At 58.7% G+C, this 25,663-nt stretch carries 22 protein-coding genes, 1 rRNA gene and 1 CRISPR repeat array; of the genes, 13 read left to right on the forward strand and 10 right to left on the reverse strand.

The features are described 5' to 3' along the window. A 16S ribosomal RNA gene (locus tag ACVWXE_RS08105) occupies positions 1-654 on the reverse strand; the annotation flags it as partial. Between the two features lie 284 nt (positions 655-938). Here ACVWXE_RS08105 and ACVWXE_RS08110 point away from each other — a divergent pair. Further along, entirely contained in the window at positions 939-1,406 is a 468-nt protein-coding gene (locus ACVWXE_RS08110) for a peroxiredoxin family protein (RefSeq protein ID WP_011432999.1), read from the forward strand. Positions 1,407-1,629: 223 nt separating this feature from the next. Here the strand turns inward: ACVWXE_RS08110 and ACVWXE_RS08115 are convergent, their stop codons facing one another. Then, the gene (locus ACVWXE_RS08115; protein ID WP_457490027.1) at positions 1,630-4,026 is read right to left on the reverse strand and encodes a glycoside hydrolase family 31 protein; all 2,397 of its coding nucleotides are present in this window, start codon (positions 4,024-4,026) and stop codon (positions 1,630-1,632) included. 274 nt (positions 4,027-4,300) lie between these two features. Between ACVWXE_RS08115 and ACVWXE_RS08120 the strand changes: the two genes are divergently transcribed. Next, positions 4,301-5,395, forward strand: a complete 1,095-nt coding sequence (locus ACVWXE_RS08120) for a PQQ-dependent sugar dehydrogenase (RefSeq protein ID WP_457490051.1) — start codon at positions 4,301-4,303, stop codon at positions 5,393-5,395. Positions 5,396-5,488: 93 nt separating this feature from the next. Here ACVWXE_RS08120 and psbH read toward each other — a convergent pair whose 3' ends face one another. Then, complete coding sequence (gene psbH, locus ACVWXE_RS08125; RefSeq protein ID WP_414331336.1) at positions 5,489-5,692, reverse strand: photosystem II reaction center phosphoprotein PsbH; 204 nt, start codon at positions 5,690-5,692, stop codon at positions 5,489-5,491. Positions 5,693-5,894: 202 nt separating this feature from the next. Here psbH and psbN point away from each other — a divergent pair, with 202 nt between their 5' ends. Continuing rightward, on the forward strand, positions 5,895-6,026 hold the full coding sequence (psbN, locus tag ACVWXE_RS08130; protein ID WP_011432995.1) for a photosystem II reaction center protein PsbN: 132 nt from the start codon (positions 5,895-5,897) through the stop codon (positions 6,024-6,026). A gap of 26 nt (positions 6,027-6,052) precedes the next feature. Next, positions 6,053-6,922 (forward strand): diaminopimelate epimerase, encoded by an 870-nt coding sequence (gene dapF / locus ACVWXE_RS08135; RefSeq protein ID WP_457387811.1) that lies wholly within the window; start codon positions 6,053-6,055, stop codon positions 6,920-6,922. 3 nt (positions 6,923-6,925) lie between these two features. Here the strand turns inward: dapF and ACVWXE_RS08140 are convergent, their stop codons facing one another. Both ACVWXE_RS08140 and ACVWXE_RS08145 read right to left on the reverse strand, forming a co-directional pair. After that, positions 6,926-7,570: a hypothetical protein gene (locus tag ACVWXE_RS08140; RefSeq protein WP_414375245.1), complete on the reverse strand. Its 645-nt coding sequence runs from the start codon at positions 7,568-7,570 to the stop codon at positions 6,926-6,928. A gap of 131 nt (positions 7,571-7,701) precedes the next feature. Next, complete coding sequence (locus tag ACVWXE_RS08145; protein WP_457490028.1) at positions 7,702-8,334, reverse strand: hypothetical protein; 633 nt, start codon at positions 8,332-8,334, stop codon at positions 7,702-7,704. A 132-nt stretch (positions 8,335-8,466) separates the two neighbouring features. Here ACVWXE_RS08145 and pcrA point away from each other — a divergent pair, with 132 nt between their 5' ends. After that, positions 8,467-10,830 carry a DNA helicase PcrA gene (gene pcrA, locus ACVWXE_RS08150; RefSeq protein WP_457490029.1) on the forward strand — a complete coding sequence of 788 codons (2,364 nt, stop codon included), beginning with the start codon at positions 8,467-8,469 and terminating at the stop codon, positions 10,828-10,830. Between the two features lie 251 nt (positions 10,831-11,081). Here pcrA and ACVWXE_RS08155 read toward each other — a convergent pair whose 3' ends face one another. Then, a complete protein-coding gene (locus ACVWXE_RS08155; RefSeq protein ID WP_414331733.1) occupies positions 11,082-11,396 on the reverse strand; it encodes a hypothetical protein in 315 nt (104 codons plus the stop codon). A 520-nt stretch (positions 11,397-11,916) separates the two neighbouring features. Here ACVWXE_RS08155 and ACVWXE_RS08160 point away from each other — a divergent pair. Both ACVWXE_RS08160 and ACVWXE_RS08165 read left to right on the forward strand, forming a co-directional pair. Further along, entirely contained in the window at positions 11,917-12,408 is a 492-nt protein-coding gene (locus ACVWXE_RS08160) for a cytochrome c oxidase assembly factor Coa1 family protein (RefSeq protein ID WP_457490030.1), read from the forward strand. Between the two features lie 83 nt (positions 12,409-12,491). Beyond that, entirely contained in the window at positions 12,492-14,039 is a 1,548-nt protein-coding gene (locus ACVWXE_RS08165; protein ID WP_457490031.1) for a YcjF family protein, read from the forward strand. Here ACVWXE_RS08165 and ACVWXE_RS08170 read toward each other — a convergent pair. Continuing rightward, positions 14,036-14,350, reverse strand: a complete 315-nt coding sequence (locus tag ACVWXE_RS08170; protein ID WP_414344672.1) for a hypothetical protein — start codon at positions 14,348-14,350, stop codon at positions 14,036-14,038. The two genes, ACVWXE_RS08165 and ACVWXE_RS08170, sit on opposite strands and share 4 nt — an antisense overlap. 195 nt (positions 14,351-14,545) lie before the next feature. Here ACVWXE_RS08170 and rpsN point away from each other — a divergent pair, with 195 nt between their 5' ends. The 5 genes from rpsN (at position 14,546) to ACVWXE_RS08195 (ending at position 18,803) form a co-directional block, all read left to right on the forward strand. Then, entirely contained in the window at positions 14,546-14,851 is a 306-nt protein-coding gene (gene rpsN, locus ACVWXE_RS08175) for a 30S ribosomal protein S14 (RefSeq protein ID WP_011432985.1), read from the forward strand. 57 nt (positions 14,852-14,908) lie between these two features. After that, positions 14,909-15,541 (forward strand): ribonuclease D, encoded by a 633-nt coding sequence (locus ACVWXE_RS08180; protein WP_457490032.1) that lies wholly within the window; start codon positions 14,909-14,911, stop codon positions 15,539-15,541. A 137-nt stretch (positions 15,542-15,678) separates the two neighbouring features. Then, positions 15,679-16,833: an RNA-guided endonuclease InsQ/TnpB family protein gene (locus ACVWXE_RS08185; protein ID WP_457490033.1), complete on the forward strand. Its 1,155-nt coding sequence runs from the start codon at positions 15,679-15,681 to the stop codon at positions 16,831-16,833. 268 nt (positions 16,834-17,101) lie between these two features. Continuing rightward, a complete protein-coding gene (locus tag ACVWXE_RS08190) occupies positions 17,102-17,938 on the forward strand; it encodes an ABC transporter ATP-binding protein (protein ID WP_049749636.1) in 837 nt (278 codons plus the stop codon). Positions 17,939-18,029: 91 nt separating this feature from the next. Beyond that, entirely contained in the window at positions 18,030-18,803 is a 774-nt protein-coding gene (locus ACVWXE_RS08195) for an ABC transporter permease (RefSeq protein WP_414407516.1), read from the forward strand. A 37-nt stretch (positions 18,804-18,840) separates the two neighbouring features. Here the strand turns inward: ACVWXE_RS08195 and ald are convergent, their stop codons facing one another. The 3 genes from ald to ACVWXE_RS08210 all read right to left on the reverse strand — a co-directional run bounded on the left by ald (position 18,841) and on the right by ACVWXE_RS08210 (position 23,611). After that, a complete protein-coding gene (ald, locus tag ACVWXE_RS08200) occupies positions 18,841-19,929 on the reverse strand; it encodes an alanine dehydrogenase (RefSeq protein ID WP_457490034.1) in 1,089 nt (362 codons plus the stop codon). 335 nt (positions 19,930-20,264) lie between these two features. After that, a CRISPR array of direct repeats spans positions 20,265-21,066; the repeat unit is 37 nt; unit sequence GTTGATCCCTACCTTTTCCCCGCAAGGGGACGGAAAC. Between the two features lie 100 nt (positions 21,067-21,166). Next, positions 21,167-22,279, reverse strand: coding sequence for an LptF/LptG family permease (locus ACVWXE_RS08205; RefSeq protein WP_457490035.1), 1,113 nt, complete (start codon positions 22,277-22,279; stop codon positions 21,167-21,169). Between the two features lie 108 nt (positions 22,280-22,387). Further along, the gene (locus tag ACVWXE_RS08210) at positions 22,388-23,611 is read right to left on the reverse strand and encodes a pentapeptide repeat-containing protein (protein WP_457490036.1); all 1,224 of its coding nucleotides are present in this window, start codon (positions 23,609-23,611) and stop codon (positions 22,388-22,390) included. Between the two features lie 165 nt (positions 23,612-23,776). Here ACVWXE_RS08210 and ACVWXE_RS08215 point away from each other — a divergent pair, with 165 nt between their 5' ends. Further along, positions 23,777-25,597, forward strand: a complete 1,821-nt coding sequence (locus ACVWXE_RS08215) for a DUF1565 domain-containing protein (protein ID WP_457490037.1) — start codon at positions 23,777-23,779, stop codon at positions 25,595-25,597. The last annotated feature ends 66 nt before the right edge of the window (positions 25,598-25,663 follow it).

Below are 25,663 nucleotides of genomic sequence, written 5' to 3' on the forward strand. Positions count from 1 at the left end.
TCTCTACGCATTTCACCGCTACACCGGGAATTCCCGCAACCCCTACCTCACTCTAGCCGGTCAGTTTCCAGGGCCTTCCCACAGTTGAGCTGTGGCCTTTGACCCCAGACTTGACCAGCCGCCTACGTACCCTTTACGCCCAATAATTCCGGATAACGCTTGCCTCCTCCGTCTTACCGCGGCTGCTGGCACGGAGTTAGCCGAGGCTTATTCCTGGGGTACCGTCAGCTTTCGTCCCCCAGAAAAGAGGTTTACAACCCAAGGGCTTTCCTCCCTCACGCGGTATTGCTCCGTCAGGCTTGCGCCCATTGCGGAAAATTCCCCACTGCTGCCTCCCGTAGGAGTCTGGGCCGTGTCTCAGTCCCAGTGTGGCGGGCCATCCTCTCAGACCCGCTACGGATCGTCGCCTTGGTAGGCCATTACCCCACCAACTAGCTAATCCGACGCAGGCTCATCCTCAGGTGGATTGCTCCTTTCAGCTTCCGCCTGTATGGGGTATTAGCAGCCGTTTCCAGCTGTTATCCCCCGCCTGAGGGTAGATTCCTACGCGTTACTCACCCGTCCGCCACTGACACCCGAAGGTGTCCGTGCGACTTGCATGTGTTAAGCATACCGCCAGCGTTCATCCTGAGCCAGGATCAAACTCTCCGTGTCGATGCAAGAGCTTGTCTCTGGAAAAATGGAAACTTGACAGGGTTGAATATGCAGCCACCAGCCGACTCAGGGAGCCTGCTGTGCTGCTTGGCGATGGTTGACTGAACGAGTTACTTGTCAAGGTTCTGGGGCGCCGGGGCTGGGTGGCCTTGTGGCGCTTTACTACCCTATCCCCACCCCCACCACCCCGTCAAGATATCCAACCCAAAATTTTTTGAAGCCAGAAGGGATCCGGATCCACCGTTAGACTGTTGAAGTGAGCTCAGATTGGGTTAGACGGGTCTATGGGGATTGTGATTGGGGCTGTTGCTCCTGACTTTAGCTTGCCTGCGGTGGGGAAAGGGATCCAAAAGGGAGCCCAGATTTCACTGGCGGCCTACCGGGGCAAGAGCAAGGTGTTGCTGGCCTTTTACCCGGCGGATTTTTCCCCGGTATGCACGAGCGAGATGCGTTGCTTTCGGGAGGATTGGGAAGCTTTCCGGGCCGCGGGCTGCGAGATCTTGGGGATCAGCAGCGATCCCCTCTCCAGGCACCAAGCCTTTGCCGAGCAGCTTAAGCTGGAGTTTCCTTTGCTGAGCGATGTGGACAGAACCGTGAGCCAGCAGTACGGGGTGGACAGCCTGCTGGGGACGCGGCGGGCCTATTTTTTGGTGGATAGCCAAGGGATCCTACGCTACCAGCACGTGGAGTGGCTGCCCCTGTTCAAGCGAGACAACCGGGAGCTGCTGGAGGCCGTGAGGGCGATTAGCTAGCTCGCCGGGAAGCCCCGCACTCTCTGCAACAGCAGGAGGGTCGGGATGAAAGGCGGATATATTCTGTACTATAATCAACATGGTTGTACAAAACGGCGTTGCCGGAATCTGGTGCAACTACGCGGTGGGGCATCCCGTGTCTGCTCGCAGAGGGTTCTTGCAGTAGCTCCCCGATGAAGCGAGAAGCCCACGCTGTACCTGTAGGGTCAGTGATGGGAGTATGTCACCTAAACGGGGGATCCTCTGGGGTGGGCCAGAGAACCCGTTGCGGCTGTCCGGTGTCCGGCAGGGAGAGGGGAGTGTGGCCAAGGGGCTCCAGAAGCCAGCTACGCTGGGGCGGGCTCCAGTTGCCCTGGCGGGCCTCGATCTCCAGAATGAGCTGGCCATTTTGCTGTCGCAAGCGGAAGAGGGTGGTGGCCCAGGCTCCTGCTCGATGGGCGAGGGTTTCCCCGTCGTCTTCGTAGAGGGTGAAGCTGCCGTTGCCGGGGTAGAGTTTGAGGTGCGGTTGGTCACGGCGCAGGTGGGCGGTGGACGGGCAGGGGGGAGCTAAAGGCAGAACGGAGCCACCCCGCACAAACAGCGGCAGTTGTTCGAGAGGGGCAGGGACGAGAATGTAGCGGGGGCCGGTGTGGGCCTGACCTGTCCACCAATCAAACCAAGTGCCCTGGGGTAGGTAAACAGCGCGGCACCGCACGCCAGGCCGAACCACAGGGGCAGCTAGGAGGGCGGATCCCAGCATGGCTTGATCTGAGATCTCGTAGGTTTGCGGATCGTCGGGAAACTCGTAGAGAAGGGGGCGCAAGATGGGGGATCCGGTTTGGCTGGACTCCCAAAAGAGGCTGTAGAGGTAGGGCAGCAGCTGGTAACGCAACTGAATGGCCTGCCGGCAGATGGTTTCCACTTCGAGGCCAAAGCTCCAGGGCTCGTGGGGGCGGGTGCCCAGGGCGCTGTGGCCGCGCATGAGGGGGTAAAGAATTCCCATTTGCATCCAACGGGCAAACAGCTCGGGAGTGGCATTGCCACCGAAGCCGCCGATGTCCGCGCCGACAAAGCTAACTCCCGACAGGCCCAGGTTTAGGAGCATGGGCAGGGACATCTCCAGATGTTCCCAGGAGGATTGGTTGTCGCCTGTCCAGACGGCAGCCCAGCGCTGGATCCCAGCAAAGCCGGAGCGAGTCAGCACGAAGGGGCGCCGGTTGGGGTTGAGCTGTTCCAAGCCTTCACGGGAAGCGCGTGTCATCAGCAGGCCGTACAGGTTGTGAACTTCGGCGTGGGTGGTGGGTTCGTCGGGTGGGCCTTGGGGGGCATCGAGGGGGATATCGACGATCTGGCCGCCATCTCCAAAGGGGCGGTCGTTGAGGGCCGGCTCGTTCATGTCGTTCCAGATGCCATCCACACCGGCTTGGGTGAGAACCCGTTGCCAGGATCCCCACCACTGCCGCACTCCGGGGCGCAAGAAGTCGGGAAAGAGGACTTTGCCTGGCCAAACGTAGCCATGGAAGAGGTGGCCGTCGGCGCGGCGGATAAAGAAATCCTGGGCCAAGCCCTCGTCGAAGACGGCGTAGTCGGCTTCGGGCTCGAACTTGACGCCGGGATCCACAATGGCTACCACCCGGAAGCCAGCCTCGTGGAGTTGGGCCATGAGCCGGGCCGGTTCGGGGAAGCGGCGGGGATCCCAGGTGAAGACGCGGTAGCCGCGCATGTAGTCGATATCCAAATAGATGACGTCGCAGGGGATCTGACGTTGGCGAAATTGCTCGGCTATTGCCTGCACCTGAGCGGCACTGGCGTAGCTCCAGCGGCACTGTTGGTAGCCCAAGGCCCAGAGGGGGGGAAGAGGGATCCGCCCGGTAAGTTGGGTATAGGTATCGAGCACCAAGTCTGGAGTGGGGCCGTAAATGAGGTAGTAGTCCAGCTCTGGGGCATGCACCTCGATGGCCCACTGCTCGGGATCCGTCTCCCCCAGATCGAACCGGCTCCAGTGGGTGCAGTGCAGGAAGAGCCCGTAGCAGAGGTTGGGGCGAAGAAACAGGGCGAAGGGAATGGCCTGGTAGAGATTGTCGCTGTGGGCGTCGTAGTTCCAGCAGTCGCGAGTCCAGTGGCTGTAGCGCCGACCCCGTTTGTTGAGTAGCCCCGCCCGTTCCCCTAGGCCATAGATGTGCTCGGCAGGGTGGAGGTGTTTGACCAGGCGGATGCTATCGGATCCCCAGGTAAGCCCAGAGGAGACATCGGCGCAAAACTCTTGCCCTTGAGAGTCTTGAAAACTGAACCGGAGGGGATCCCGATCGATCTGAACTTGCACCTGGGAGGTGGACAGGTGGATTTGGGTGGAGCTTTCCTGCAGTTCAAAGGGAGCCGGCGGCCACTCTTCATCGGCTGGAGCCACATCCCAGGAACGACGGGGCAAAAACGCTCCGCTGGGGCTAAAGCGCAGCCGAAACAGACGGGGGGTGAGCACCTGCATAGACCAGCGGCCCTGGGCACAGATGAGGTGGATCCCTCTGGAGTGGGGCTGGAGCTGCTGCAGGGATCCGCAGGTTGGCCTTTGGGGTGGGCGGGCGGGGGATTGGCCATTCGCGTCAGCGGGATCGAGTCCCAAGATCTCGCCAGGTTCCAGCATGCTTTGGAGACAGATTGCTGCTCTCAAGGCTAGCCTATGGCCGGGAGGGGACAGGGGGTTGCCCACTCTGGTCCGCAGTGGGTTTTACCCTCATCGGTACCCATCTCCAGAAGAGCAGCAGTAATAATCGACTAGCTCAGACCCCAGAATCCATCGCGAAAACGAGGCGGCAATGGCCATGAGGATCCCGGCGAGCAAACTTCTCTCCGCGCTACTGCTTTTGGGAGGGTTGTCCGCCCCCCCTGCCGTGGTGGCCTATCCGGTCAGCCCGGAGATGGTGATGACCCTGCAACAGGGGGATCATGCCCAAGCCTTGCCCAGGGCCAGAACGGAGCAAGCGTTTCGGGTGGTTACTTTGGCCCAGGGTTTGGAGCACCCTTGGGGGATGGCCTTTTTGCCAGATGGGACAATCGTGGTAACCGAACGACCAGGCCGGCTGCGCCGAGTTACCCCCCAGGGATTGGATCCCCAGCCCATAGCCGGTGTGCCAGAAGTATTTGCCCGCGGACAGGGGGGCCTGCTGGACATTGCCTTGCACCCTAATTACGCGGAGAACGGCTGGATTTACCTGTCCTATGCCGCTCCTGGGCCCAGTGGGGGAGGCACGCGGGTGGCGCGAGCCCGTCTGGCGGAAGGGGGCCTACAGGATCTGGAAGTGATTTTTGATATGGAGCGCAAAACCCCTGCCCGGCAGCACTTTGGCTCCCGTTTGGTCTTTGACGAAGAAGGATTCCTCTACATCAGCACCGGAGACCGGGGAGAACGGGATCGAGCCCAAGATTTGGGGGATTCTGCCGGTAAAGTGTTGCGCATTACGGATGCGGGCGGGATCCCGGCGGACAACCCATTTGTCGGCCGAGCGGGGGCTTTGCCGGCAATTTTTACCTACGGCAACCGCAACATTCAGGGAATAGCCCGCCACCCCGAGACGGGAGCGATTTGGTCCCACGAGCATGGGCCCCAGGGTGGAGACGAGATCAACATCTTGGCCCCCGGCGTCAACTACGGCTGGCCCTTGATCACCCACGGTCGAGAATATACGGGGGAACCTATCGGCCAAGGACTGGCGGCAGCTCCCGGCTTGGCTTCCCCTCTGCTGCACTGGACACCCTCAATTGCCCCTTCCGGCATGACTTTCTACACAGGGGAGGCTTTCCCCGAATGGCGGGGCAACCTGTTTGTGGGGGCGCTGGCCGGGCAACACTTGGCCCGTCTGGTACTGGATGGAGAGCGCGTGGTGGCAGAAGAGCGTCTCTTAGAGGGGGCGGTGGGCCGCATTCGCGATGTGCGGCAGGGGCCGGATGGACTCCTTTACCTGTTGACGGACGCCCCGAATGGATCCCTGCTGCGCCTGGAGCCAGCACCCTGAAGGCATCGGCTCGGAGGAGAAGAGGAGCTGCCTTGATCCCGCTTGCAACCGTCTGGCGGGACGGGGATTTTCTCCAGAGTAGGGCTGGGGAACTCAGAAGCTGAGGCTCTCCCAAGAAACGTTGATGTCTTCCAAAAGCAGCGACTTGTTGTAGATCTGCAGGATAATCAACAAAAAGACGGCGAATAGGGCCATGAAGACCGCCATCAGGGGCGTGGTGCCCCAGCCGGGAGCCACTTTGCCGTATTCCGAGTTGAGAGGACGCAGCAGATCGCCCAGTTTGGTACGAATGGCCATAGGTTCTCGCTTAGAAACCGAACACGTTGACGAAGTCGAAGATAGCAGGCTCGAAGGCGGATCCCTGGTGCTCAGCACCGCCAAAGCAGCCGCCTTTTAAAATCACGCTATCAGAATCTGGCCGAACCTTTTTGTCTTGGGCAATGAATTGTAAACTTGTGTAATACTGTAGTCGAATACTCTCAGGATCAAAGACAACGATATGGAGCCCACCTTTTCCCTGATTGTGGCGATTGCGGCAGTTACCATCTGCATCACTGCGTTTGCCATCTACACGGCCTTTGGCCCCCCTTCCAAGGACTTGCAGGATCCCTACGAGATGCACGAGGATTAAGGCCTGTCGTTGGGATATCTGGGTAAATGTCTGCTCGGTTGACCCCCCGTCTCTCCTTTCACAAGTACCAGGGGTTGGGGAACGATTTTATCTTGGTGGACAACCGTTGGCAGTCTCAACCCTGCTTGAGCCCGGAAGAGGCCGTCGCCCTTTGCGATCGCCGCTTTGGGGTAGGAGCCGATGGAGTTATTTTCCTGCTGCCAGGGCAGGAGGGGGCGGACTTTAGCATGCGCCTCTTCAACAGCGATGGTTCCGAGGCAGAGATGTGCGGCAATGGGATCCGCTGTTTGGCCCGCTTTCTGCAGGACTTGGGGATCCCAGGTCGGGATGGCGCCTACCAGATCCACACCTTGGCGGGGCGAATCGTGCCGCAGGTGCGGGCAGATGGGCTGGTCACAGTGGACATGGGGATCCCTCGCCTTTTGGCCAAGCAGATCCCCACCACCTTGGTCGAACCGGATGAGAAGGTCATTCGGCAGCCGCTTGCAGTGGCCGGGCGAGAGTGGCGGGTGACGGCGGTGAGCATGGGCAACCCCCATTGTGTGGTCTTCCTGGAAGAAGAGGGATCCCTGGAGGAGCTGGACTTGGCAGCTGTGGGCCCCCTGTTTGAGCATCATCCGGCCTTTCCTGAGCGCACCAACACCGAATTTGTGCAGGTGCTCAGCCCGACTCGTTTGCGCTTGCGGGTTTGGGAGCGGGGAGCAGGGGCAACGCTGGCCTGTGGGACGGGTGCCTGTGCTGTTTTGGTGGCTGCTGTTTTGGAGGAGCGCGCAGAATCGCAAGCTACAGTAGAACTGCCGGGAGGAAATCTGGAAATTCGCTGGGATCCGAGCACACAGCACGTGTGGATGACCGGCCCTGCCCTACACGTCTTCAGCGGCACCACTGCCGGTTGAGAACTAGGCTCCCAGACCCAACAGGAGGATGGCCAGGAGGCCGAGGATCCCATAGGCAACGCTCCAGCCCTGCCGCCAGATCAGCGCCACTGCCAGGCCCAATAAGACCAAGCCCAAGCCCAGGCCAAGGCGGAGAAATAGAGGGTGTACAAACTGGCTGAGGGAGCGTTTGAGCCAGGGGAAGATCACCCCCAAGGCGAAGGCCAGTCCTACGGGGATCCAATCGATCCAACCTGTCTGCTCCCAGCCCCCCAACAGGTAAAAGCCGCCCAGACAAAGGCCCAGGCAGAAAAACAGCACCCGCATGCCGGGATAGTCTTGTCGATAGTTGAAAGCAAGGCTTCGGAGCTCCTTGGGGTGGGCCAAGACCAATGGCTCTACAGCAAAGCTTTCGCTCCACTCCGGCGCTTCTTCAGTTTGTCCGCGGCACCAAAGGTAAACGTTGACCTTGCGCAACCCTTGCAGCAGAGAGGCTTCCACCGCACTGCGCACCACCTCCATCACCTGCAGGGTATCCACCACATCGCCCGGCAGCCGTTCCAGCAGCACGTTGAGAACAGGCCCCTTCAGCTCGGCTCGGCCAAACAGCCGCAAGTTGGCAAGCTTGTAATCGAGGATTTGGTTCAAGATTTTGAGCTGGCGGCGCATGGGATCCCGCGAACAGAGAGCCGTCGTTCGACCGGTTGACTCAAAGCTTCAACATGACCGGTATGACCAGTTTAATGGCTTGGGCCAGAGCAGCAGAGGAGAGGCGTTGCCGGTGTGAAAGGGAAGTGGGACTATCCCATGAGGGTGCGAATGCACCGGCGAATGCTTAGGTTGGATTGCTCCAAGTCGGCAAATCCGCTCAGAAGAGTTCCCTGGCCGTCCAACAGCAACAAAACAGCCTGGCGGCGAAAATTGATCCCAGGCAAAGCTGCAGCGGCTATTTCTTGCAGCTTCTGGATGGTTGCTCCCTCAAAATCGACCGAGACATACACAAACGGAGAAACCAGGCGGGGATCCGTCGGTACACTCTCCCGGATGGCCTGCAAAACCAAGTGGCGCACCAGCAGCAGCCCCCTGCCATCCACCAGCACGATCTGGCGCAGCCGAGGGTTTTGCCCAAACTCCAGGGCCAAACTTTTGGAGAGGGCTTCCGATTGCGAGCGGGTTTGGCTGTTGGTCAAGATCAACGCTTGAATGCCGTCGTACCGACTTAAGTCAAGCTGCCCTCCGAAAACGCTCTCCACTTTGAAAGCCAGAGATTCATCACGGTTACCATTGCTGGGGCAGTTGCCGGCTTGAACGGGATCGAACGCGCCCGCCAAAAGCAGGGCAAGGGTGGCAAACCCCAAAGCCACAAGTCTCTTTTGAACGCAAAGCCAGCAGCGGTTAGCCGGGGCACAGCAGCAGGACAGCACTCGGTTCATGGCGGGGAGCTCTGGAGCGGGCCGGCCAAATCTTAACCGATCTTCATCTTTGGTGCTCCAAAATGCCCTCTGGGCTTCTCATCCCCATTGGGTTGGTGCCCATAATGGAAGGCAGTTTCTGGTTTGCTGGCTATGACTCACGCCTCTTTGCTGGATGCCCTCAACCCTTCTCAACGGCAAGCGGTGCAACACTTTTGTGGCCCGCTGCTGGTGGTGGCGGGGGCAGGTTCCGGCAAGACGCGCGCCCTCACCCACCGCATTGCCTACCTGGTTCGCCACTATCGGGTGGATCCAGGAGAAATTTTGGCCGTGACCTTCACCAACAAGGCCGCCCGTGAGATGAAAGAGCGCATTGAGCAGCTCTTTGCCGAACAAGAAGCTCAAGAACAATTTGGGATCCCCTTAGAGGAATTGGAGCCGGCCCAGGCAACGCGACTAAAATCTGCTGTTTACCACCGCTGGATTAAGCCTCTTTGGATTGGCACGTTCCACAGCTTATTTGCCCAGATCCTGCGCATAGATATTGAAAAATATCAGGATCCCAAGGGGCGCAAGTGGACTCCCCACTTCTCGATCTTCGATGAATCAGATGCCCAATCTCTGGTGAAGGAGATTGTAACCAAGCAACTGAACTTGGATGAGCGCAAGTTTGACCCAAGGTCGGTACGCTACGCCATTAGCAATGCCAAAAACCAAGGTTGGACTCCTGCCGACCTGGAGCGCAATCAGCCCAACTTCCGTGGCCGTACCATTGCCCAAGTTTACGAAATCTATGAAGACCAACTGGCAGCCAACAATGCTCTGGACTTTGATAACTTGATTTGGATACCAGTGCAGCTTTTTCGACAAAACGAGCAGGTGTTGGCTTACTGGCACCAACGATTTCGACACATTTTGGTGGATGAATACCAAGACACCAACCGCACTCAGTATGAGTTGATTCGTCTGTTGGCCACCAACGGCGAGACCTGCAGATCTCGGTTGGATTGGAGAAACCGATCGATCTTTGTGGTGGGAGATGCCGATCAAAGCATCTATCGGTTTCGCGGGGCAGATTTTACCATTTTGCTGGAGTTTCAAGAGACCTTTGGAGATGGTCTCCCGGATGATGATACCCGCACCATGATCAAGCTGGAGGAGAACTATCGCTCTACAGCTACCATTCTGCAGGCAGCTAACGCTCTCATCGAGAAAAATACAGAGCGCATTGATAAAGTTCTCAGGCCAACCCGTCAGCAAGGAAGTCCGATTTTCCTTCATCAGGCGGATGATGAGATTGCAGAGGCCGAGTTTGTCGTCAATACCATCCGACGATTACACGGCCAAAATGCCAATGCTTTTTCCTGGGGAGATTTTGCCATTCTCTACCGCATCAACGCTCAATCCCGTCCTTTTGAAGAGGTCTTGCTGCGGTGGGGGATCCCTTACACCGTGGTAGGCGGACTGCGATTTTACGACCGCAAAGAAATTAAGGATGTCCTGGCCTATTTGCGGGTTGTGGCCAACCCTGCCGACTCCTTTAGCCTGCTGCGAATTATTAACGTGCCGCGCCGTGGCATCGGCAAATCTACTCTGGACAAGCTGACCGAAGCGGCGGCGGCTCTCAACGTGCCTTTGTGGGAAATTCTCAGCGACGAAACCTCTGTAAGTAGCTTGGCGGGCCGTTCGGCTAAGCCTGTCATTCAGTTTGCTCAGTTGATTCAGCATTGGCATCGACAGGCTTCTCAGACTTCAGCCGCCACCCTTATCGAAGGGTTGCTAAGGGATTCCGGCTATTTGGAGGATCTCAAGGCACAGGGTACAGACGAAGCCGAAGAAAGAGCGGCCAACGTGATGGAACTTTACAATGCCGCCCGCCAATTCGAGGAAGAACAGGAGGATCCCAGCCTTGAGGCTTTTTTGAGCAATGTGTCTTTGGCTTCCGACTTGGACAACCTTCAGGAAGGCGCTGAGAAAGTTTCGCTAATGACGTTGCACTCTTCCAAAGGTTTGGAGTTTCCTGTTGTGTTCTTGGTGGGGGTGGAACAGGGTCTATTTCCCAATTTCCGGGCTTTGGAGGATCCCGCTGCTTTGGAAGAAGAGCGACGCCTTTGCTACGTGGGCATTACCCGTGCCCGTGAGCAGTTGTATATCAGCCACGCCAGGGAAAGGATGCTCTACGGCAACCGCGAACCAGCTATTCCTTCGGTATTTTTAAGTGAACTGCCCCAAGAGTTAATAATCGAATTCGACGGACGCGGAGCCGTTTCTCGACAGCTCTCCCACGGCAGTGGACTGTCCCTTTCAGATGCACCCAAGGCCAGGCCCAATCGCCGCCAAAGCCGTTCAGAACAGTGGGCGATTGGAGATCGTTTGCAACATCCCCAATTTGGACAAGGCCAGATTACCCATGTGTTCGGCAGTGGTGAACGGGTCACGATTGCGGTGAGGTTTCCCGCTATCGGTCAACAGAAAATCTTGGATCCCCGTATCGATCCTATTCAAAAGCTTAGCTAGGCGGCTGAACTCGGAAGGGCTCCAGCGATGAAGAGAGGCAAAGGGAAGTGCTGTAGAAGTCCGTAGCTCATTCGAGATTGCCTTGCCGTTGACGTCGTTGGTGATCCCTTGCTTTATATGTGTTTGCTTTATATGTGTTGCTGCACGACGGGGAAAGCAAAACCTCAGCTCCCCCTTTCCCTGATTTGACCGTTGCCCAACCCTCGACCTTACCTCTGCCCCCTCGTCACTAATTGCTTGTAATTGCTTGACTACCCAGTCTTGGGATCCCTCGCCAGGCTTAACCCAGTCGGCTGGGACTGAGTTGTCTCGGCTCTGTCCGGTACCAGGCGCAGGGGCGGGCCAAAGCGGCCAACCGCTACAGTGTTGTTCAGGGCCGGGATCTGGCGGATGGATCCCTGGCGTAGGCAGCGGTGCAGACGGCGCAGCAGGAAGAGGTCGGCTTCGGAGCACTCCTCTCGAAATAGCCTTACGTTAAGTTCGTGTTCCTGAGCAGCGGTGAGCAAACCGGTCATCATGGCGGTTTGAATGATCTGCTGCACGGTTATGGTTGTCGCTTCATCCATAGGTTTAGGCGATTGGATGGAGACCTTTTGCTGCTCTTATTCTCGACAAATCCCTCTGATATTGACTCCGCCAAATAGCGGATTCGGTATGCGCGCACTTTGTCTTCTTTCTCGGTGCTCGGAAATAGGGCTTTCCAGATACCCATTGACCTTCTGAGCCATCCGGATTCCGTGTAGGCGAAAAGCTTGAAATCTTTGTGTCACAAGCCTTTCTAATCGAAGTGGGAGCAGAGCCAACAATTGGATACGTAGGGATCCCATCCTCACTGCAGTACAAAATTAGACTCAACAGTGAGTTGCTTGAACTTGCCAAAGAGGTGCTGATCCCATGATTTTTCGAGCTGTTGTTTGAGGCCGTAACAGATATCTGTGGCAATACGGAACTGAGAAGCGATGTTCGTCACCGACAAATGGCGTAGGGTTGCTTGGCTTTTTGTCTGTACCTTGTCGGCAATGAAGGCATAGAGGATGAGCAACAGCCTTGTGTTAGGGTGGGGGCATTCTAGGGTGGCAATGGGCTGTGTCAGAAACTCCACAAAAAGTCGGCTGTGCTGTCCCTCTGGGCTGCTGTGGCTGCGGCTGTTTGGGCCTGCTGGCGGTGTTGGGCCTGGGGCTGGCGGGGGCAGGGATCCTAGTCTGGAATGGGATCCGCACTTCGGGTGCCTATCGCACCTACCAGTTGGCGGTGGAGCAGCTCGAACAAAATGCCGTGGTGGTGGAACGTTTGGGAGAGCCCCTGAAGCCGGGATGGCCCTCGCGGCTGAGCTTTCAGGAAGATGAGGAAGCCGGTTGGGTGTGTCTGTTCTTTTTGATTACAGGGGCCCAGCGCACCGGCGATGTGGTGGTGGAATCGGAGCGGGGCATGGCCGGCTCGGCATGGCAGTTGCGCCATCTGCAAGTGAAAGTTGACGGGGATCCGCAGGCCATTCAGGTCATCGAGGGGGAATCTCGGTGTGAAAAGGAAGAGTCGGATAGAGAAGCCCTGCCCCTGCAGCCAGAAGGCGACATCTAGGTAGCCGGATAGGCTCAGCCGCGGGTAGAGTCAAAAGGACTCCGTCCCGCTGACGCGAACGGTTGTGGCCTTGTTGGATCCCTATGCGGTCGCTCCCTTACCTGCGCTTGCTGCTGCTGTTGGCGCTGTTGGCCTCGTTCACCGGGCTGATCGTCTGGCTGATCCAATCGTTTCTCGATCTGTACTACGCCACCCGCTACCACCCGATTTTGGGGGGGCTGTTGATCGGGGTGCTGCTGCTGCTGCTGCTGGTGTTTTTGGCCGCTGCCATCTACTACTTGTTTCTGTTTCGCCAACCCGCCCCCAGCAGGAGGGAAATTACCCAACCCCTTGCCTTGCCGGAGACGGCTTTGGAAAAGCGGAAAGCGGCGCAACAGAACTTGGCTCAACTGGAGGCGCAGCTAGCGCAAATCCAGGATGAAGTGGCGCGGGCAGCGCTGGCGGAGCGGTCGGCTCTGCTGGCCCAACAGTTGGCCCAGCCCCAGCTGAAGGTGGTGGTCTTCGGCACCGGGTCGGCGGGCAAGACTTCTTTGGTCAACGCGCTGCTGGGGCGGCGGGCGGGGGCGGTGGGGGCCACTCTGGGCACCACCCAGGCGGTAGCTTGTTACGATTGGAACTTGCCCGGGATCCCGCAGCCGGTGCAGATCCTGGATTGCCCCGGCATTTTGGAGATCGGCCCGGCAGGGGTGATGCGGGAACAGGAGGCGCAAGCCCAAGCCCAAGCTGCCGATCTGCTGCTGGTGGTGGTGGATGGGGATCTGCGCCAGTCAGAGGTGGATCCCTTGCGCCGGTTGATCGCCCTGGGCAAGCGGGCCTTGCTGATCCTGAACAAAGCGGATCGCTACACCTCAGAAGAACGGCAGATCCTCTTGCAACGCCTGCGGGAGCGGGTCTACCCCCTGATTCCACCTCAGGATGTGTTGATAGCTGCCGCTGCTCCAGCCCCTGTGCGGGTGGGATCCCAAACCTGGCGACCGGAGCCGGATGTGGCGGCGGTGCGGGATCGCGTGCAGGCGGTGCTCTATGCCGAGGGGGGATCCCTGGCCTTGGACAATGCCCTGCTGCAATCGCAACAGTTGGGGGAAGAGGCCAAGCGGATTCTCCAAGCCCAACTGCGCCGCCAAGCCGAGGAAGTGATCGATCGCTTTCAGTGGATTGTTACAGGGGTGGTATTTGCCAACCCCATCCCGGCGGTGGATCTGCTGGCCATTGCCGCCATCAACGCCCAGATGGTGGTGGAACTGGGATCCCTTTACGGCTGCAAGATGGATCTGCAGCAGGGGCGGGAGCTGGCCTTGTCTCTGGCCAAAACCCTAGCGGGCTTGGGCTTGGTGGAAGGGGCGATCCAACTGACCACGGGGATCTTGGCCACCGTTGCCGAAGTGAGCGTCGTCGGTTTTCTGGCGACAGCCCCCATTCAGGCAGCCAGTGCTGGCTATCTCACCCGCATTGCCGGCAAGAGCTTCATTGAGTATTTCCAGCACAACCAAAGCTGGGGAGAAGGGGGGATGCAGGCGGTGGTCAAAGCCCAGGTGCAAAATACCCAAAAATCCGGTTGGCTCAAAGAGTTTGTCCGCGAGGCTTCCCGGCGCATCTTCCGAAATGGGATGGCCAACCCAAGGGATCCCTAATGGCCGCTCAGGGCAATATCCGTCGGCATGAAGGCCAGCTTCAGTTGCGCCACATAATCGGCGTAGCTCAGTGCCGGCCCAGTGTCCCAATCCGCCAAGCCATGCATGCACTTCGACCATTGAATGAAGGCGGCAGGATAGATATAGGCCAAACTGGGATCCTGCAAAACCTCTTTGGGCAGTGGAGAGGCCGACTTCAGCACTGCCAACAGAGCCGGCGGCTTGTGGAGAATCACGCGCGTGGCCTCAATCTGCTCTGGGGAAACCCTAAACTTGGTGGCGATAAACGGGATCACTCTGGAAATGGCCATCACCCAACACCAACCTCGCCTATAGAGGTAGGTTGCCCCCAAGCCGAGGGGCTGGCCTCAGGGATCCTACGGAGAGCGGAAAAGAGGGATGAACATTGGCGAGGATGGCCGTGGGCGGGCCTGGGATCCCCTTGCTTGGGGCCGCTGCTCCCCGTTATTCTAGTAAAGCTGAAAAATCTGGGGAAACAGTGAGCCGTGGCTAAAAAGAGCATGATCGAGCGGGAGAAGAAGCGCCAACGCTTGGTCGAGAAGTATCGGGAGAAGCGCCAACAACTGAAAGCGGCCATGGCCGATCCCAACATCGACCAGGCCACCCGCATGGAGCTGCACGCCCAACTGCAAAAACTCCCTCGGGCCAGCTCGCCCACACGCCTGCGCAACCGCTGCTGGAAAACCGGGCGTCCCCGGGGTTACTTCCGCGATTTCGGCCTGTGCCGCAACAGCCTGCGGGAAATGGCCCACAGAGGCTTATTGCCAGGTGTGGTCAAGTCTAGCTGGTAGTTGCCTGGCCTTCGCCGCTTGGTTATGCAGCCAAAACACCCTTTTGAGAGATCCTGAGTGGGCCTGCAACCTTTCCAGCTCTGCGACGAAGATCTCACCCCTGCAATGGCAAAGGCCCTGGCCGGGGAACCCCACTTGGCCGTGGATACGGAGACGATGGGGCTGATCCCGCAGCGGGACAGGCTTTGCGTGGTGCAAATCGCCAACTCCGCCGGTGAGGTGGTGCTGTTGCGGCTGAGCCGCGGGGTAAAGCAGGCCCCCTTTTTGGCGGGGCTGCTGACGGATCCCAACATTGAAAAGATTTTCCACTACGCCCGCTTTGACCTGGCGATGCTGCGCTATCACCTGGGGATCCGGGCGTGGCCCGTCTTTTGCACCAAAATTGCCAGCAAACTGGCCCGCACCTACACCAGCAAACACAGCCTCAAAGATGTGGTGAGCGAGCTGTGCGGGGTCGAACTCAACAAAGCTGCCCAAAGCTCCGACTGGGGGGCCGTCCACGCGCTATCCGCCGAACAGCTGGAATATGCCGCCAACGATGTTCGCTATTTGATCCCGGTGCGCCACAAGTTGGCGGAGATGTTACGGCGGGAAGAACGCTGGGAGTTGGCGCAGCAGTGTTTCCAACATTTGCCTACTTTGGTAGAGCTGGATCTGTTGGGCTTCAGTAACGTCTTCGAACATCAGTAGGCGGGGCTTTACTTGATAGACAGTCACCGAATTTTCGGGCTGGAGGCCCGCACCATAGCCGCAGGCTTGGTGTCGGGAGGAAAGTCCTCCTCTATATAGGTTTGCTGGTCAAAGTCTGGATGAGCTACGATAGGCCCATGAGCCAGACTATATCGGTACGTTGCAAGCTGATAGTCCCTGTAGAGTTGCGTCAAGAGATTGACCGCACCTTGCAGAGATTTGCTGACGCTTGTAACCAGATCTTGGATACCGCCAAGCGCGAGAAGTGCTGGAATACCGCCAAACTGCACCACTTGGTCTATCGACCGGTAAGAGCGGCTACGGGGCTGAAGGCTAATCACGTCTGTCAAGCGCTCCGCCGTGTGATTAGCAACGCCAAAGCGGTGAAGCAAGTCCACAAGTTCCGCCCCACCAGTCTGACTTTGGACGCTCGTACTTTTAAGTACCGAGAGTCCGACCAGGCCGTGGGCGTGACCCTGATGAGCGGACGGGTTTGGCTCAAGCTCAAGATTGGCGGCTACCAGATAGCGCTTCTGCGAGGCCAGGAGCCAACAAGTGCAACCCTGTCCAAGACCAAGCAAGGGGACTACTACATCAACATCGCTATTGAGCTGGACACTCCCCCAACCGGCAAAACTCCAAAGGTAATCGGAGTTGACTTGGGCAGGCGAGATATCGCCACCGCTAGCAACGGACGCTCTTGGAGTGGAGAGCACATCCAGGCCGTCCGTGACCGGTTCAGCCGTGTACGCGCCAAGGTTCAATCCAAACGCACTCGCAGCTCTAGGAGGCTGCTGAGAAGGCTCTCTGGGAGAGAACGGCGCTACCAGACATGGCTGAACCATAACATCAGCAAAACCTTGGTCAGGGATGCCCAAGCTATTGGTGCGGCACTGGCTTTTGAAGACTTGACAGGCATTCGAGAGCGCCTGAATCAGAAGCCTCGCAGCAAGACTGAGCGGCGCAGGACTAACAACTGGGCGTTCTACCAGCTCAGGATGTTTGTGGCCTACAAGGCTGCCATCGCTGGAGTACCTGTGGTGCTGGTGCCGCCTGCCTACACCAGCCAGATCTGTCATAAATGCCTGCACATCCACCCTGAGCGGGGTAAGTCCTACCGCAATGGTAAGTCGTTCAAGTGTGGACACTGCGGGTGGGAAGGGGATGCTGACCATAACGCTGCTCAAGTAATCTCTCTCCTTGGGGCGACTGTAAACTCGCCTGAAATTCCGAAACTTAGCTGTCCTCTGGGGCCGCTAGGGATTGGGATAAAGCCCGCACCCTGCGCATAGCAGGGGTGTCGGGTAGTTTACTGTCTTCGATGACCGGGCCCTCGGGGATCCCACATCTCCTGAAGCTGAACATGGGGGGACCTCACCGGCCCACAAAGTATCTGGCAACACAGCTGGCTGCCCCTCTCTCTGATGTAGTGGGGATGGGGTTGGCCATACCAATCGAGATAAACCGGCCTGCAACCCTCATTGCTCCCGCCATCATCTGTCTAGATCAGGGGGATCAGCCCTCACTTGGGCCACTATGAAAATCATTGGAGTTGAGTCAATGTTGGAGTCGCAGAGGGTAGTTCAAAGTGGGTTATCTTCCCCCGCTGTTTCGGGCAAGCCCGTTCTGGAGTTGCGCCACGTCTCGCTGCAGTACCCCACCAAGGGATCCCCGGTCACGATCATCCGCGACGTCAGCTTTTCTGTTGCCCACTCGGAGTTTGTCTCCATTGTTGGGCCGAGCGGCTGTGGCAAGACTTCTCTTTTGAAGATGATGGCCGGCCTGAACACTGACCATGGCGGCACCCTCTACTTTCAGTTGCAGCCCATCGCCGGCCCCCTGAAGAGTGTGGGCATGGCCTTTCAAAACCCGGTGCTGCTGCCCTGGCGCACAACCCTGGAGAACGTGTTGCTGCCGTTGGAGGTGGTAGAGCCCTACAAGCGCACCTTCAAGCAAAACCTGGCCCAGCACGAGAAGTCGGCGCTGGAGCTGCTGGCCACCGTAGGCTTGGAGGGTTTTCAGAAAGCCTATCCTTGGCAGCTTTCTGGGGGAATGCGGCAGCGGGCTTCCCTGTGCCGCGCTTTGATCCATCAGCCGGAGCTGTTGTTGTTGGACGAACCTTTTGCCGCTTTGGATGCCTTTACCCGCGAGGATATGTGGGAAATGTTGCAGCGGCTGTGGCTGCGCACCGGCTGCACCGCCATTTTGATCACTCACGATTTGCGGGAGGCGGTTTTCCTCTCCGATACCATTTATGTGATGGGGCCACGACCGAGCGAGATCATCTTTTCCCTCAAAGTGGATCTGCCCCGTCCACGCCCGCTGGAGATCTGCCTGACGGACGAGTTTCACCGCTTGGTCTCGGAAGTGCGCCAGCACATTCGGCGCAGCTATTAGGCCAAAGAGCCCTTGATCCAAAAAATCTGGATCCAAAAAATCTGGAAAGGTTTGCTGGACAGGTTACCGCGCATCTCTGCCGAGGGATCCCATGAAAAAATCATTTGACCGATTTTTGCAGACCCAAACGGCTTCTGTGGTCTTGCCCGCTGTCACCATCGTTTTGACCCTTGTGCTCTGGCAGGTGGGGGTGGGGCTGTTCAACGTTCCTCGCTTCATTCTGCCGGCGCCCACCCAGATCCTCGCAGCCATGAACCAGTGGAGCCCGGTGATTCTGCGTCACTCCCTAACCACCCTCACTTCGACGCTGCTGGCCTTTGCGCTGGCTTTGGTGGGGGGGATATTGCTGGGATCGATCATCGGCAGCTCCCGCCTGGCCCATCTGTGTTTGTACCCGCTGCTGGTGGGGTTTAACACCATCCCGAAGGTGGCTTTGGTGCCGCTGCTGGCGATTTGGTTTGGCTTGGGCCTGATCCCGGCGGTGATCACGGCCTTTTTGCTGGCTTTTTTCCCCATTGCAGTCAATGTGGCGGTGGGGCTGGAGACGGTGGAAGCCGAAATGCGGGATGTGCTGCGCTCGTTGGGGGCCAGCTCTTGGGAGATTTTCACCAAGGTGGGGCTACCCCACAGCATGCCCTACCTGTTTGCCTCGTTGAAAGTGGCCATCTCCTTTGCTTTTGTCGGCTCGGTGATCTCGGAGACGGTGGCTTCCAACCAGGGGCTGGGCTACCTGATCGTGTCGGCCAGCTCTTCTTTTGATGTGCCTTTGGCCTTTGCGGGTTTGGCTGCCCTCGGCCTCATGGGTGTCTTGCTCTACACCTTTTTCGCGGCTTTGGAGCGCTATGTCCTGTCCTGGCGACAGTAGCATCTGCTCCAGGGGATCCCACCGATGCCTGAACAAGCTAGCCCAAATCTGGAAAAGTGGCCCGCACTGCCGGGTGGACGATCTTTCCTGCCCTGATGTTGAGCCCTTTGGCCAAGGCCGAGTCTTGTTCCAAAGCAGCGGGCAAGCCGAGATTGGCCAGCTTGAGGATGTAGGGGAGTGTGGCGTTGACCAGCGCTTGGGTCGAAGTCCAGGGGACAGCCCCCGGCATGTTGGGAACGCCGTAGTGCAACACCCCGTGGGCTTGGTAAACCGGCTGGGCATGGGTGGTAACCCGCGTGGTAGCAATGCACCCCCCCTGATCCACCGCCACATCCACAATGAGGGAGCGAGGACGCATTTGGGCCACCAACTCTTCTCCCACCAAGACCGGCGCCCGCCTTCCCGGCACCAACACTGCCCCCACCAGCAGGTCGGCCTCGCGAACACACTCTTCCACGCTTTGGGCCGTGCTGTAGAGCAGCTCTACCCGCGAGCCAAAAATCAGCTCCAGCTCGTTCAGCCGCTGCAGGTTAATGTCCAAAATCTGCACCCGTGCCCCCAAGCCTACGGCCATTTTGGCCGCCTCAGTGCCCACCGTGCCTCCGCCCAAGATCACCACCCGTCCCGGCGATACCCCTGGGATCCCACCCAGCAACACGCCTCGCCCCCCCTGTTGTCGGGTGAGGTAATGGGCGCCAAACTGCACCGAGAGCCGCCCGGCAATCATGCTCATGGGCGCCAACAAAGGCAGGGATCCATCCGCCCATTCCACCGTTTCATAGGCGAGGCAGGTGGCTCCCGACTGCAGCAGCGCCTGGGTCAGCTCGCGGCTGGCGGCCAAGTGCAAATAGGTAAACAGGATGAGGTCGGGATGGAGCAGAGAATACTCAGCCGGCAGAGGCTCCTTGACCTTCACCACCAACTGCTGCTGGTAGATCTCCTCAGGGGTGGCGGCCAGTTTGGCCCCCGCTTTTTGGTAGTCCTCATCCGTGAAGCCCGCCCCCTGGCCTGCTTGGGTTTCCACCCACACCTGATGCCCCTGTTCGGTTAAGGCCCGCACCGCCGCCGGTGTCAGCCCGACACGGAACTCTTGCTCTTTGATCTCTTTGGGCACGCCAATTCGCATAGGGATCCCCGTAGGGCTGCTTTCCAGTCTAGACAGACTCTCTCCCCGATGGGATCCCTGGCCTGAGCAGGAGAGCGAAAATTGTAAAGTTTTGTGCGCGATCTGTCGGGGCAAGCAATCGCCAGGCTAATTTTGTTAGCTCAAGATTTCAAGGGCAAACCTAGATCTCTTGCCATGATTGGCACGAAAACAAGACATAACAGCCTCAGAAAGCCCAATTTTCTTGCTTGCGCTTATCCCCAAGAGCAATGTTAACATCTATGTCACGAAGTCTCCGTACTCCCTCGCGAACGCACCTTGAAAACTGCATGGATTCAAGCTTTTCCGGGGGTAGGGTTGATCCCTACCTTTTCCCCGCAAGGGGACGGAAACTTGCGTATGGCTGACGCTACATCCCCCGCGCTACGCGCGTTGATCCCTACCTTTTCCCCGCAAGGGGACGGAAACTTTCCCGATGCTCCGGGAAACTTTCTCGGGCGAATCGTTGATCCCTACCTTTTCCCCGCAAGGGGACGGAAACCTCAAGGGATATTTATCTGAGTAATCGAGGCACCAATCCTCGTTGATCCCTACCTTTTCCCCGCAAGGGGACGGAAACTTTTCCTCATTGTTATCAATGTTTAGTAGCTTAGTTGTTGATCCCTACCTTTTCCCCGCAAGGGGACGGAAACTCCTGAGGGCTTCTCGTTGCGAATATATTCGCGACGTTGCCCGGTTGATCCCTACCTTTTCCCCGCAAGGGGACGGAAACTCGAGCAGCTCATCGGGGGTCCAAACAAAGCGACGCTTGGGTTGATCCCTACCTTTTCCCCGCAAGGGGACGGAAACTTACACCCTTAAACAGGGAGGAAAAGCAACTAAGTATGTTGATCCCTACCTTTTCCCCGCAAGGGGACGGAAACCTGGGGTCCAGATAGTCCGCAAGACGGACTATTGAACGGTGGTTGATCCCTACCTTTTCCCCGCAAGGGGACGGAAACACTCCTGGTAGAAGGAGCGGAACCCCCAGTCGTTATCCACTTCGTTGATCCCTACCTTTTCCCCGCAAGGGGACGGAAACGGGTTCCGCCAGATTTCGACGTAGGTTGGTTGCTTGTTCAGTTGATCCCTACCTTTTCCCCGCAAGGGGACGGAAACCTGAGCTACGCGAGGCGAGAGGAGAGAGAAAGGAAAGTTGATCCCTGCCTTCTTCGAGACATCCTTGAGAACTGAGACTGGCGGATTCTAGGGTGGATCCCTAGCGCAGGAAACGGGCCAGCAGCACCAGTCCGATGCCGCCGAACAAGATGTTGAAGCTCCAGGCTGCCGCCCAAGGGGGAAGGGCTCCCACTTCTCCCAAGCTGCGAGACACGCTCAGAACCACGTAGTAGCCAAACACCAACAGGATCCCGAAGACGACGCCCCCGTAGCGTCCCACCCGCCGCGCGGTGGTGGATCCCAGGGGTAGCGAAATCAGCACGGCAAAAAAGCTGGCCAAGGGCAGGGAGAAGCGCATGTGGAACTCGGTGCGCAGAGCCTGAGTATTGAGATTGGAGCGGGCCAGGCGGGAAATCCGCTCTGCCAGCTCCGGCAAGCTCAACTCGCTGGGGGGAACCGGCGGCTGCATTAGGGTAGCCAGATCCTGGGAAACTTGCAGCGGCTTGCGATGAAACGTTTGCTCGGCAATGCTGAGACCCGTGGGGCCGTAAAGGTGGGTTGCCCCTTCGCTCAGGCTCCACTCCAGTCCGTTCCACACTGCCTGAGCGGCCAAGGTCACTTCCGCCAACTGGTATTTGCCCCCCGGCAAGGGATCCACCCGCAAAATCGTAACATCTTGCATCGTATTTAACCGGGGATCCACTTGGCGGATGAAGAACCAGAGGTTGTCTTCGGTTTTGAAAAAGACATCGTATTGCACCGGGGTGGTGGCCTGGGCCAGCAAAGCTTGCTGATCGATCTGGCGGATTTGCTGTTTACTGGCCGGCAGCAGCACGTTGCTAATGAAAAAAGCGCTCAAGCTCATGGCCAACCCCGCCAGCAGCAGGGGCCGGAAAATCCGGCTAAACGGGATCCCGGCTGCCCGCATAGCGGTGATCTCACTGTTGCCGCTCAGCTTGCCCAAGGTGAGCATGGTGGCAAAGAAGGCGGCAATGGGCATGCCCAGCACCACCATCTCCGGCAGATCCAAAACCAAAAGACGCAACACCGTCAGGGGGGGGACGGATCCCTCGACCAGCCGCTCGGCCAGGGTAAACAGTCGGCCCACCAGCAGCAGCAGGGTTCCCCCCGCAACACCGGTCAGCACTGGGGTGAGCATCTGCCCAAATAGATAGCGCTCCAGCAGCCAGAACTTGGTGAGCAACCGTGCCATGTTTGAGAATCGAAGGGGATCGCCCTCATCCCCAAGGGAGAGGCGAGTTGCAATAGCCGAAGAATCGGCAGCAAAAGCCCTGAACCAGGCTTATCGATTTATTCTCGCTCAAGGGCTTGGGGCAGGTGGGGGAAACGACTCCGTTTTGTCGGCAGGATCCAAACGCGGCTGAGGAGAGTTGAGGGGAGGTTCGGACGCGGGATCCAGCTCGGCACCCCAGGTGACCAGGTAGGCCCGCTGTTCGGGGGAAAGGCGGCGAGCCTGGCGGAAATCTGCCCCTGCCACGATAGCTCCGGTGTAGGCCCCGGTCTTGAAATCGGGCTTTTGCCCTGGCTGAGCAGGGGAAGCTGTCTGAGGGGATCCCACAAACAGCAAAGCGCGGTAGAGATCGGCCCCGCGCAGGTCGGCATTCCGCAAGTTAGCTCCGCACAGATTGGTGTGGCTGAGATCGCAGCCGCTCAGGTTGGCCCGCTCCAGGCTGGCTTCGCTGAAATCCACCGCCCGCAACAGGGTGCCATGCAGGTCGGCTCCCTCCAGCATCGTGCCCAGGTTGACCACTCGGATGCCGTTCACGCGATCCCGCTGGTAGCCCCCCTTGCCATCCAGGATAGGTCGGCCCAGGTGTTCGTCTCGCCGCAGAGGGCTGAGCAGGTTAGCGGTGGAGAGAAAGCGCAGGATCTTGGCTTTGCCGAAGCGATCCACCCCGTTCAACAAAGCAGCCGTGCGCCCGGCAGCAATGGCCCGCTCCAGGGGCCAATCGTCCAACTGCCCATCGGGAGACAAGACCAGGTTGGAAATGCCTTCAAAGTAGGCGTCGATGGTCTGCTGCTGGGTGATGATATTCTGCTGAATGGTGAGATCGCGGGAGATAATGTACTGCCGCCAGGCAATGTAGGCAGCCAGGATGGCGATCAAGATCTGGCCTGTGGCCCCAAACACTTCTCCCAAAGCCCCAATTGCTTCCCAACTCAGGGATCCCAAGGCAGAAAACAGCCCGCTCCCGGCAATCCCTCCCATCAGGGCCAAGCTGAGGGCCACTCCCGCCCAGGCCAATTGAGGCCAAGTGGTCAGCCACTGCCAAAGACGGCGTCCGATCTGAGCCCAAAGCGATCGCCCCCACCAGCCCGCCAGGCCCAGCCAAGCCAGCACCGCCCCCCAGCCCAAGACCGGCTGAGCCATCAGCTTTCCCAAGAGCAGCAAGAAGGCCGGGATCCCCAACAGCAGCAGATGAATCAGGGGTTGCCACGGTGAGACCGGAGACAGCAGGATCCCGGATTCAAGCAGCGACGGCTCTTGGGGCAGATGTTCGGGGGCAAGGGTTTTGTAGGTCATGGCGCAAGCAGGGAGGTTACTCTAGGGCTAGTGTTAGACTTGCAAAAAAAGCCTGCGTTAGTCCGTATTTGGAGTTGGCGGATAGGGCAGGATCCCGCCTACTCAGTTTGGTAGGATAACCTCGGCCTTTCTTCTCTAGCCCAGCCTGGTGTGAGGATAACCACCATGATCTCTTCCTTATTGTCCTTACTGCCTATTGGTCTGCAGAAATCCGGCGAACACCAATCTACAGCAGTCCTGCCCGGCCTGCGGGCGCAGCGCCATCGTTCTGCAATGCTGACGCGGCTGGCAACCTCTCTGATGCTTGGCACCACCTTACTGCTGACAGCAAAGTTGGATCCCGGCTGGGCGCAAACTTCCCTGGACACCGGCATTACCGGCGAGCAGACCCTGCCTCAAGCTCCTCCTCTCCCGGACAATCGCCCGGCTATTTTTGTGGATGCGGCCAACGGCAGCGATACCCGTGGGGATGGATCCCGCAATAACCCCTTCAAGACGATTACTTATGCCATTCAGCGGGCTGAGGCTGGCAGCGTCATTCAGCTTTTTCCCGGGGTGTATAGCGAGGAGAGCGGCGAAACCTTCCCCATCCGTCTGAAAGCCGGCCTCACCTTGCGTGGGGACGAGTCCACCTTGGGAGAGGGCTATCTCATCACCGGCGGCGGTACCTACATGAGCCCGACCCTAGGCCGACAAAATGTTGCTCTGCTGGCAGAGACCGGCGCAGAAGTGCGAGGAATTACCCTGCGCAACCAGGGGCGGCGCGGCTATGCCCTCTGGGTCGAATCGGCCTCCCCGCGCATTCTCAACAACAGCTTTGTGGGCAGCATCCACGATGGAATCTTCATTGCCGGCGCTGCCAATCCCTGGGTAGAGGGCAACCGCTTCTATAAAAACGGGGCCAACGGCATTTCCGTCTTGGGCACCTCCCAGCCCACCATCATCAATAACCTGTTCCAAGAAACCGGCTTTGGCCTCACCATCGACCAGCGCTCGGCGCCTATTGTGCGCAACAACCGCATCCTGCAGAACCGTACCGGCGTGATCGTCGGGGGCAGCTCCAGGCCCATCCTGCGCAACAATCTCATCGCCCAGAACTTGGAGACCGGCCTCACCGCCATCACCACTGCCCAGCCGGATTTGGGCACGGCCACGGATCCCGGCAACAACATCTTTGAGGGCAACGGCCAATACGATATCAACAACGCCACCCGCGGCCTGCGCATCAATGCCAACGGCAACCAACTGCGGGGCCAGGTCAAAGGGGATCTGGATCTGTCCGGTCAAACCACCGTTGCCGCCCTTCCCGACAGCGCTCCCCGCCCCATTGCCCCTGGCACTTTGGCTCTGCCCAGTGCCCCGTCCCAGCCGGCTACTCCCAGGGATCCCCGGCCAGCCGCTGAGACCCCCTCCACCTTGCCGGTTTTAACGGTGCCCCAGTCTACTGCCCCGGTTCCCCCCTCTCCGCCCCAAGGATCCGGAGGGCGCATCTTGCCAGATCCCTCCAGCCCTCAGGCAACTCCCCAGCCCCAACCTCCGGGGGAGCAGTTTGTTGCCGTCCCCTTCACCCCCGATGGCTCTACCACACCTGCCCAGCCGGCTGACCCTGTTCCCAGGCCACCCTCGGCTCCCCTCACAGATATCACCACCCTCCTGCCTCCGCCGGCCCGTCGCCCGTCCACGGGGATCCCAACTACTCCCTCTGCTCCTACTACAACTCCAGTTACCCCCCCTGTGGCTGCTGTGGGTAACGACTCCGTTTCGCCAACGCGAACGGCAACTCAATTTCGCGTGTTGGTGACCCCCAAGAGCAGCGATGACTTGAACCGATTGCGGCAGCTCATCCCCGAGGCGGTGGAAACGGTTTTCAACGGCAGAACAGTGTTGCAGGCGGGCCTGTACGACAGTCGCAGCCAGGCCCAGTCGGTCTTGGATCGGCTGTTGGATGCCGGCTTTGAGGCGGTTGCCGAGATGATTTTCCGCTAGCGACCCCCCACACTGCCGGCTTGCTTCTCCATAGCGGTACGAGGGAGCTTTGATCCCAGTTCTTTG

This window comes from Thermostichus sp. MS-CIW-41 (assembly GCF_054058915.1).

Coding starts and splice junctions, on each gene's coding strand:
- ACVWXE_RS08110 (WP_011432999.1), top strand. CDS start 939: ATGGGGATTGTGATTGGGGCTGTTGCTCCTGACTTTAGCTTGCCTGCG.
- ACVWXE_RS08115 (WP_457490027.1), bottom strand. CDS start 4,026: ATGCTGGAACCTGGCGAGATCTTGGGACTCGATCCCGCTGACGCGAAT.
- ACVWXE_RS08120 (WP_457490051.1), top strand. CDS start 4,301: ATGGTGATGACCCTGCAACAGGGGGATCATGCCCAAGCCTTGCCCAGG.
- psbH (WP_414331336.1), bottom strand. CDS start 5,692: ATGGCCATTCGTACCAAACTGGGCGATCTGCTGCGTCCTCTCAACTCG.
- psbN (WP_011432995.1), top strand. CDS start 5,895: ATGGAGCCCACCTTTTCCCTGATTGTGGCGATTGCGGCAGTTACCATC.
- dapF (WP_457387811.1), top strand. CDS start 6,053: ATGTCTGCTCGGTTGACCCCCCGTCTCTCCTTTCACAAGTACCAGGGG.
- ACVWXE_RS08140 (WP_414375245.1), bottom strand. CDS start 7,570: ATGCGCCGCCAGCTCAAAATCTTGAACCAAATCCTCGATTACAAGCTT.
- ACVWXE_RS08145 (WP_457490028.1), bottom strand. CDS start 8,334: ATGAACCGAGTGCTGTCCTGCTGCTGTGCCCCGGCTAACCGCTGCTGG.
- pcrA (WP_457490029.1), top strand. CDS start 8,467: ATGACTCACGCCTCTTTGCTGGATGCCCTCAACCCTTCTCAACGGCAA.
- ACVWXE_RS08155 (WP_414331733.1), bottom strand. CDS start 11,396: ATGGATGAAGCGACAACCATAACCGTGCAGCAGATCATTCAAACCGCC.
- ACVWXE_RS08165 (WP_457490031.1), top strand. CDS start 12,492: ATGCGGTCGCTCCCTTACCTGCGCTTGCTGCTGCTGTTGGCGCTGTTG.
- ACVWXE_RS08170 (WP_414344672.1), bottom strand. CDS start 14,350: ATGGCCATTTCCAGAGTGATCCCGTTTATCGCCACCAAGTTTAGGGTT.
- ACVWXE_RS08185 (WP_457490033.1), top strand. CDS start 15,679: ATGAGCCAGACTATATCGGTACGTTGCAAGCTGATAGTCCCTGTAGAG.
- ACVWXE_RS08190 (WP_049749636.1), top strand. CDS start 17,102: ATGTTGGAGTCGCAGAGGGTAGTTCAAAGTGGGTTATCTTCCCCCGCT.
- ACVWXE_RS08195 (WP_414407516.1), top strand. CDS start 18,030: ATGAAAAAATCATTTGACCGATTTTTGCAGACCCAAACGGCTTCTGTG.
- ald (WP_457490034.1), bottom strand. CDS start 19,929: ATGCGAATTGGCGTGCCCAAAGAGATCAAAGAGCAAGAGTTCCGTGTC.
- ACVWXE_RS08205 (WP_457490035.1), bottom strand. CDS start 22,279: ATGGCACGGTTGCTCACCAAGTTCTGGCTGCTGGAGCGCTATCTATTT.
- ACVWXE_RS08210 (WP_457490036.1), bottom strand. CDS start 23,611: ATGACCTACAAAACCCTTGCCCCCGAACATCTGCCCCAAGAGCCGTCG.
- ACVWXE_RS08215 (WP_457490037.1), top strand. CDS start 23,777: ATGATCTCTTCCTTATTGTCCTTACTGCCTATTGGTCTGCAGAAATCC.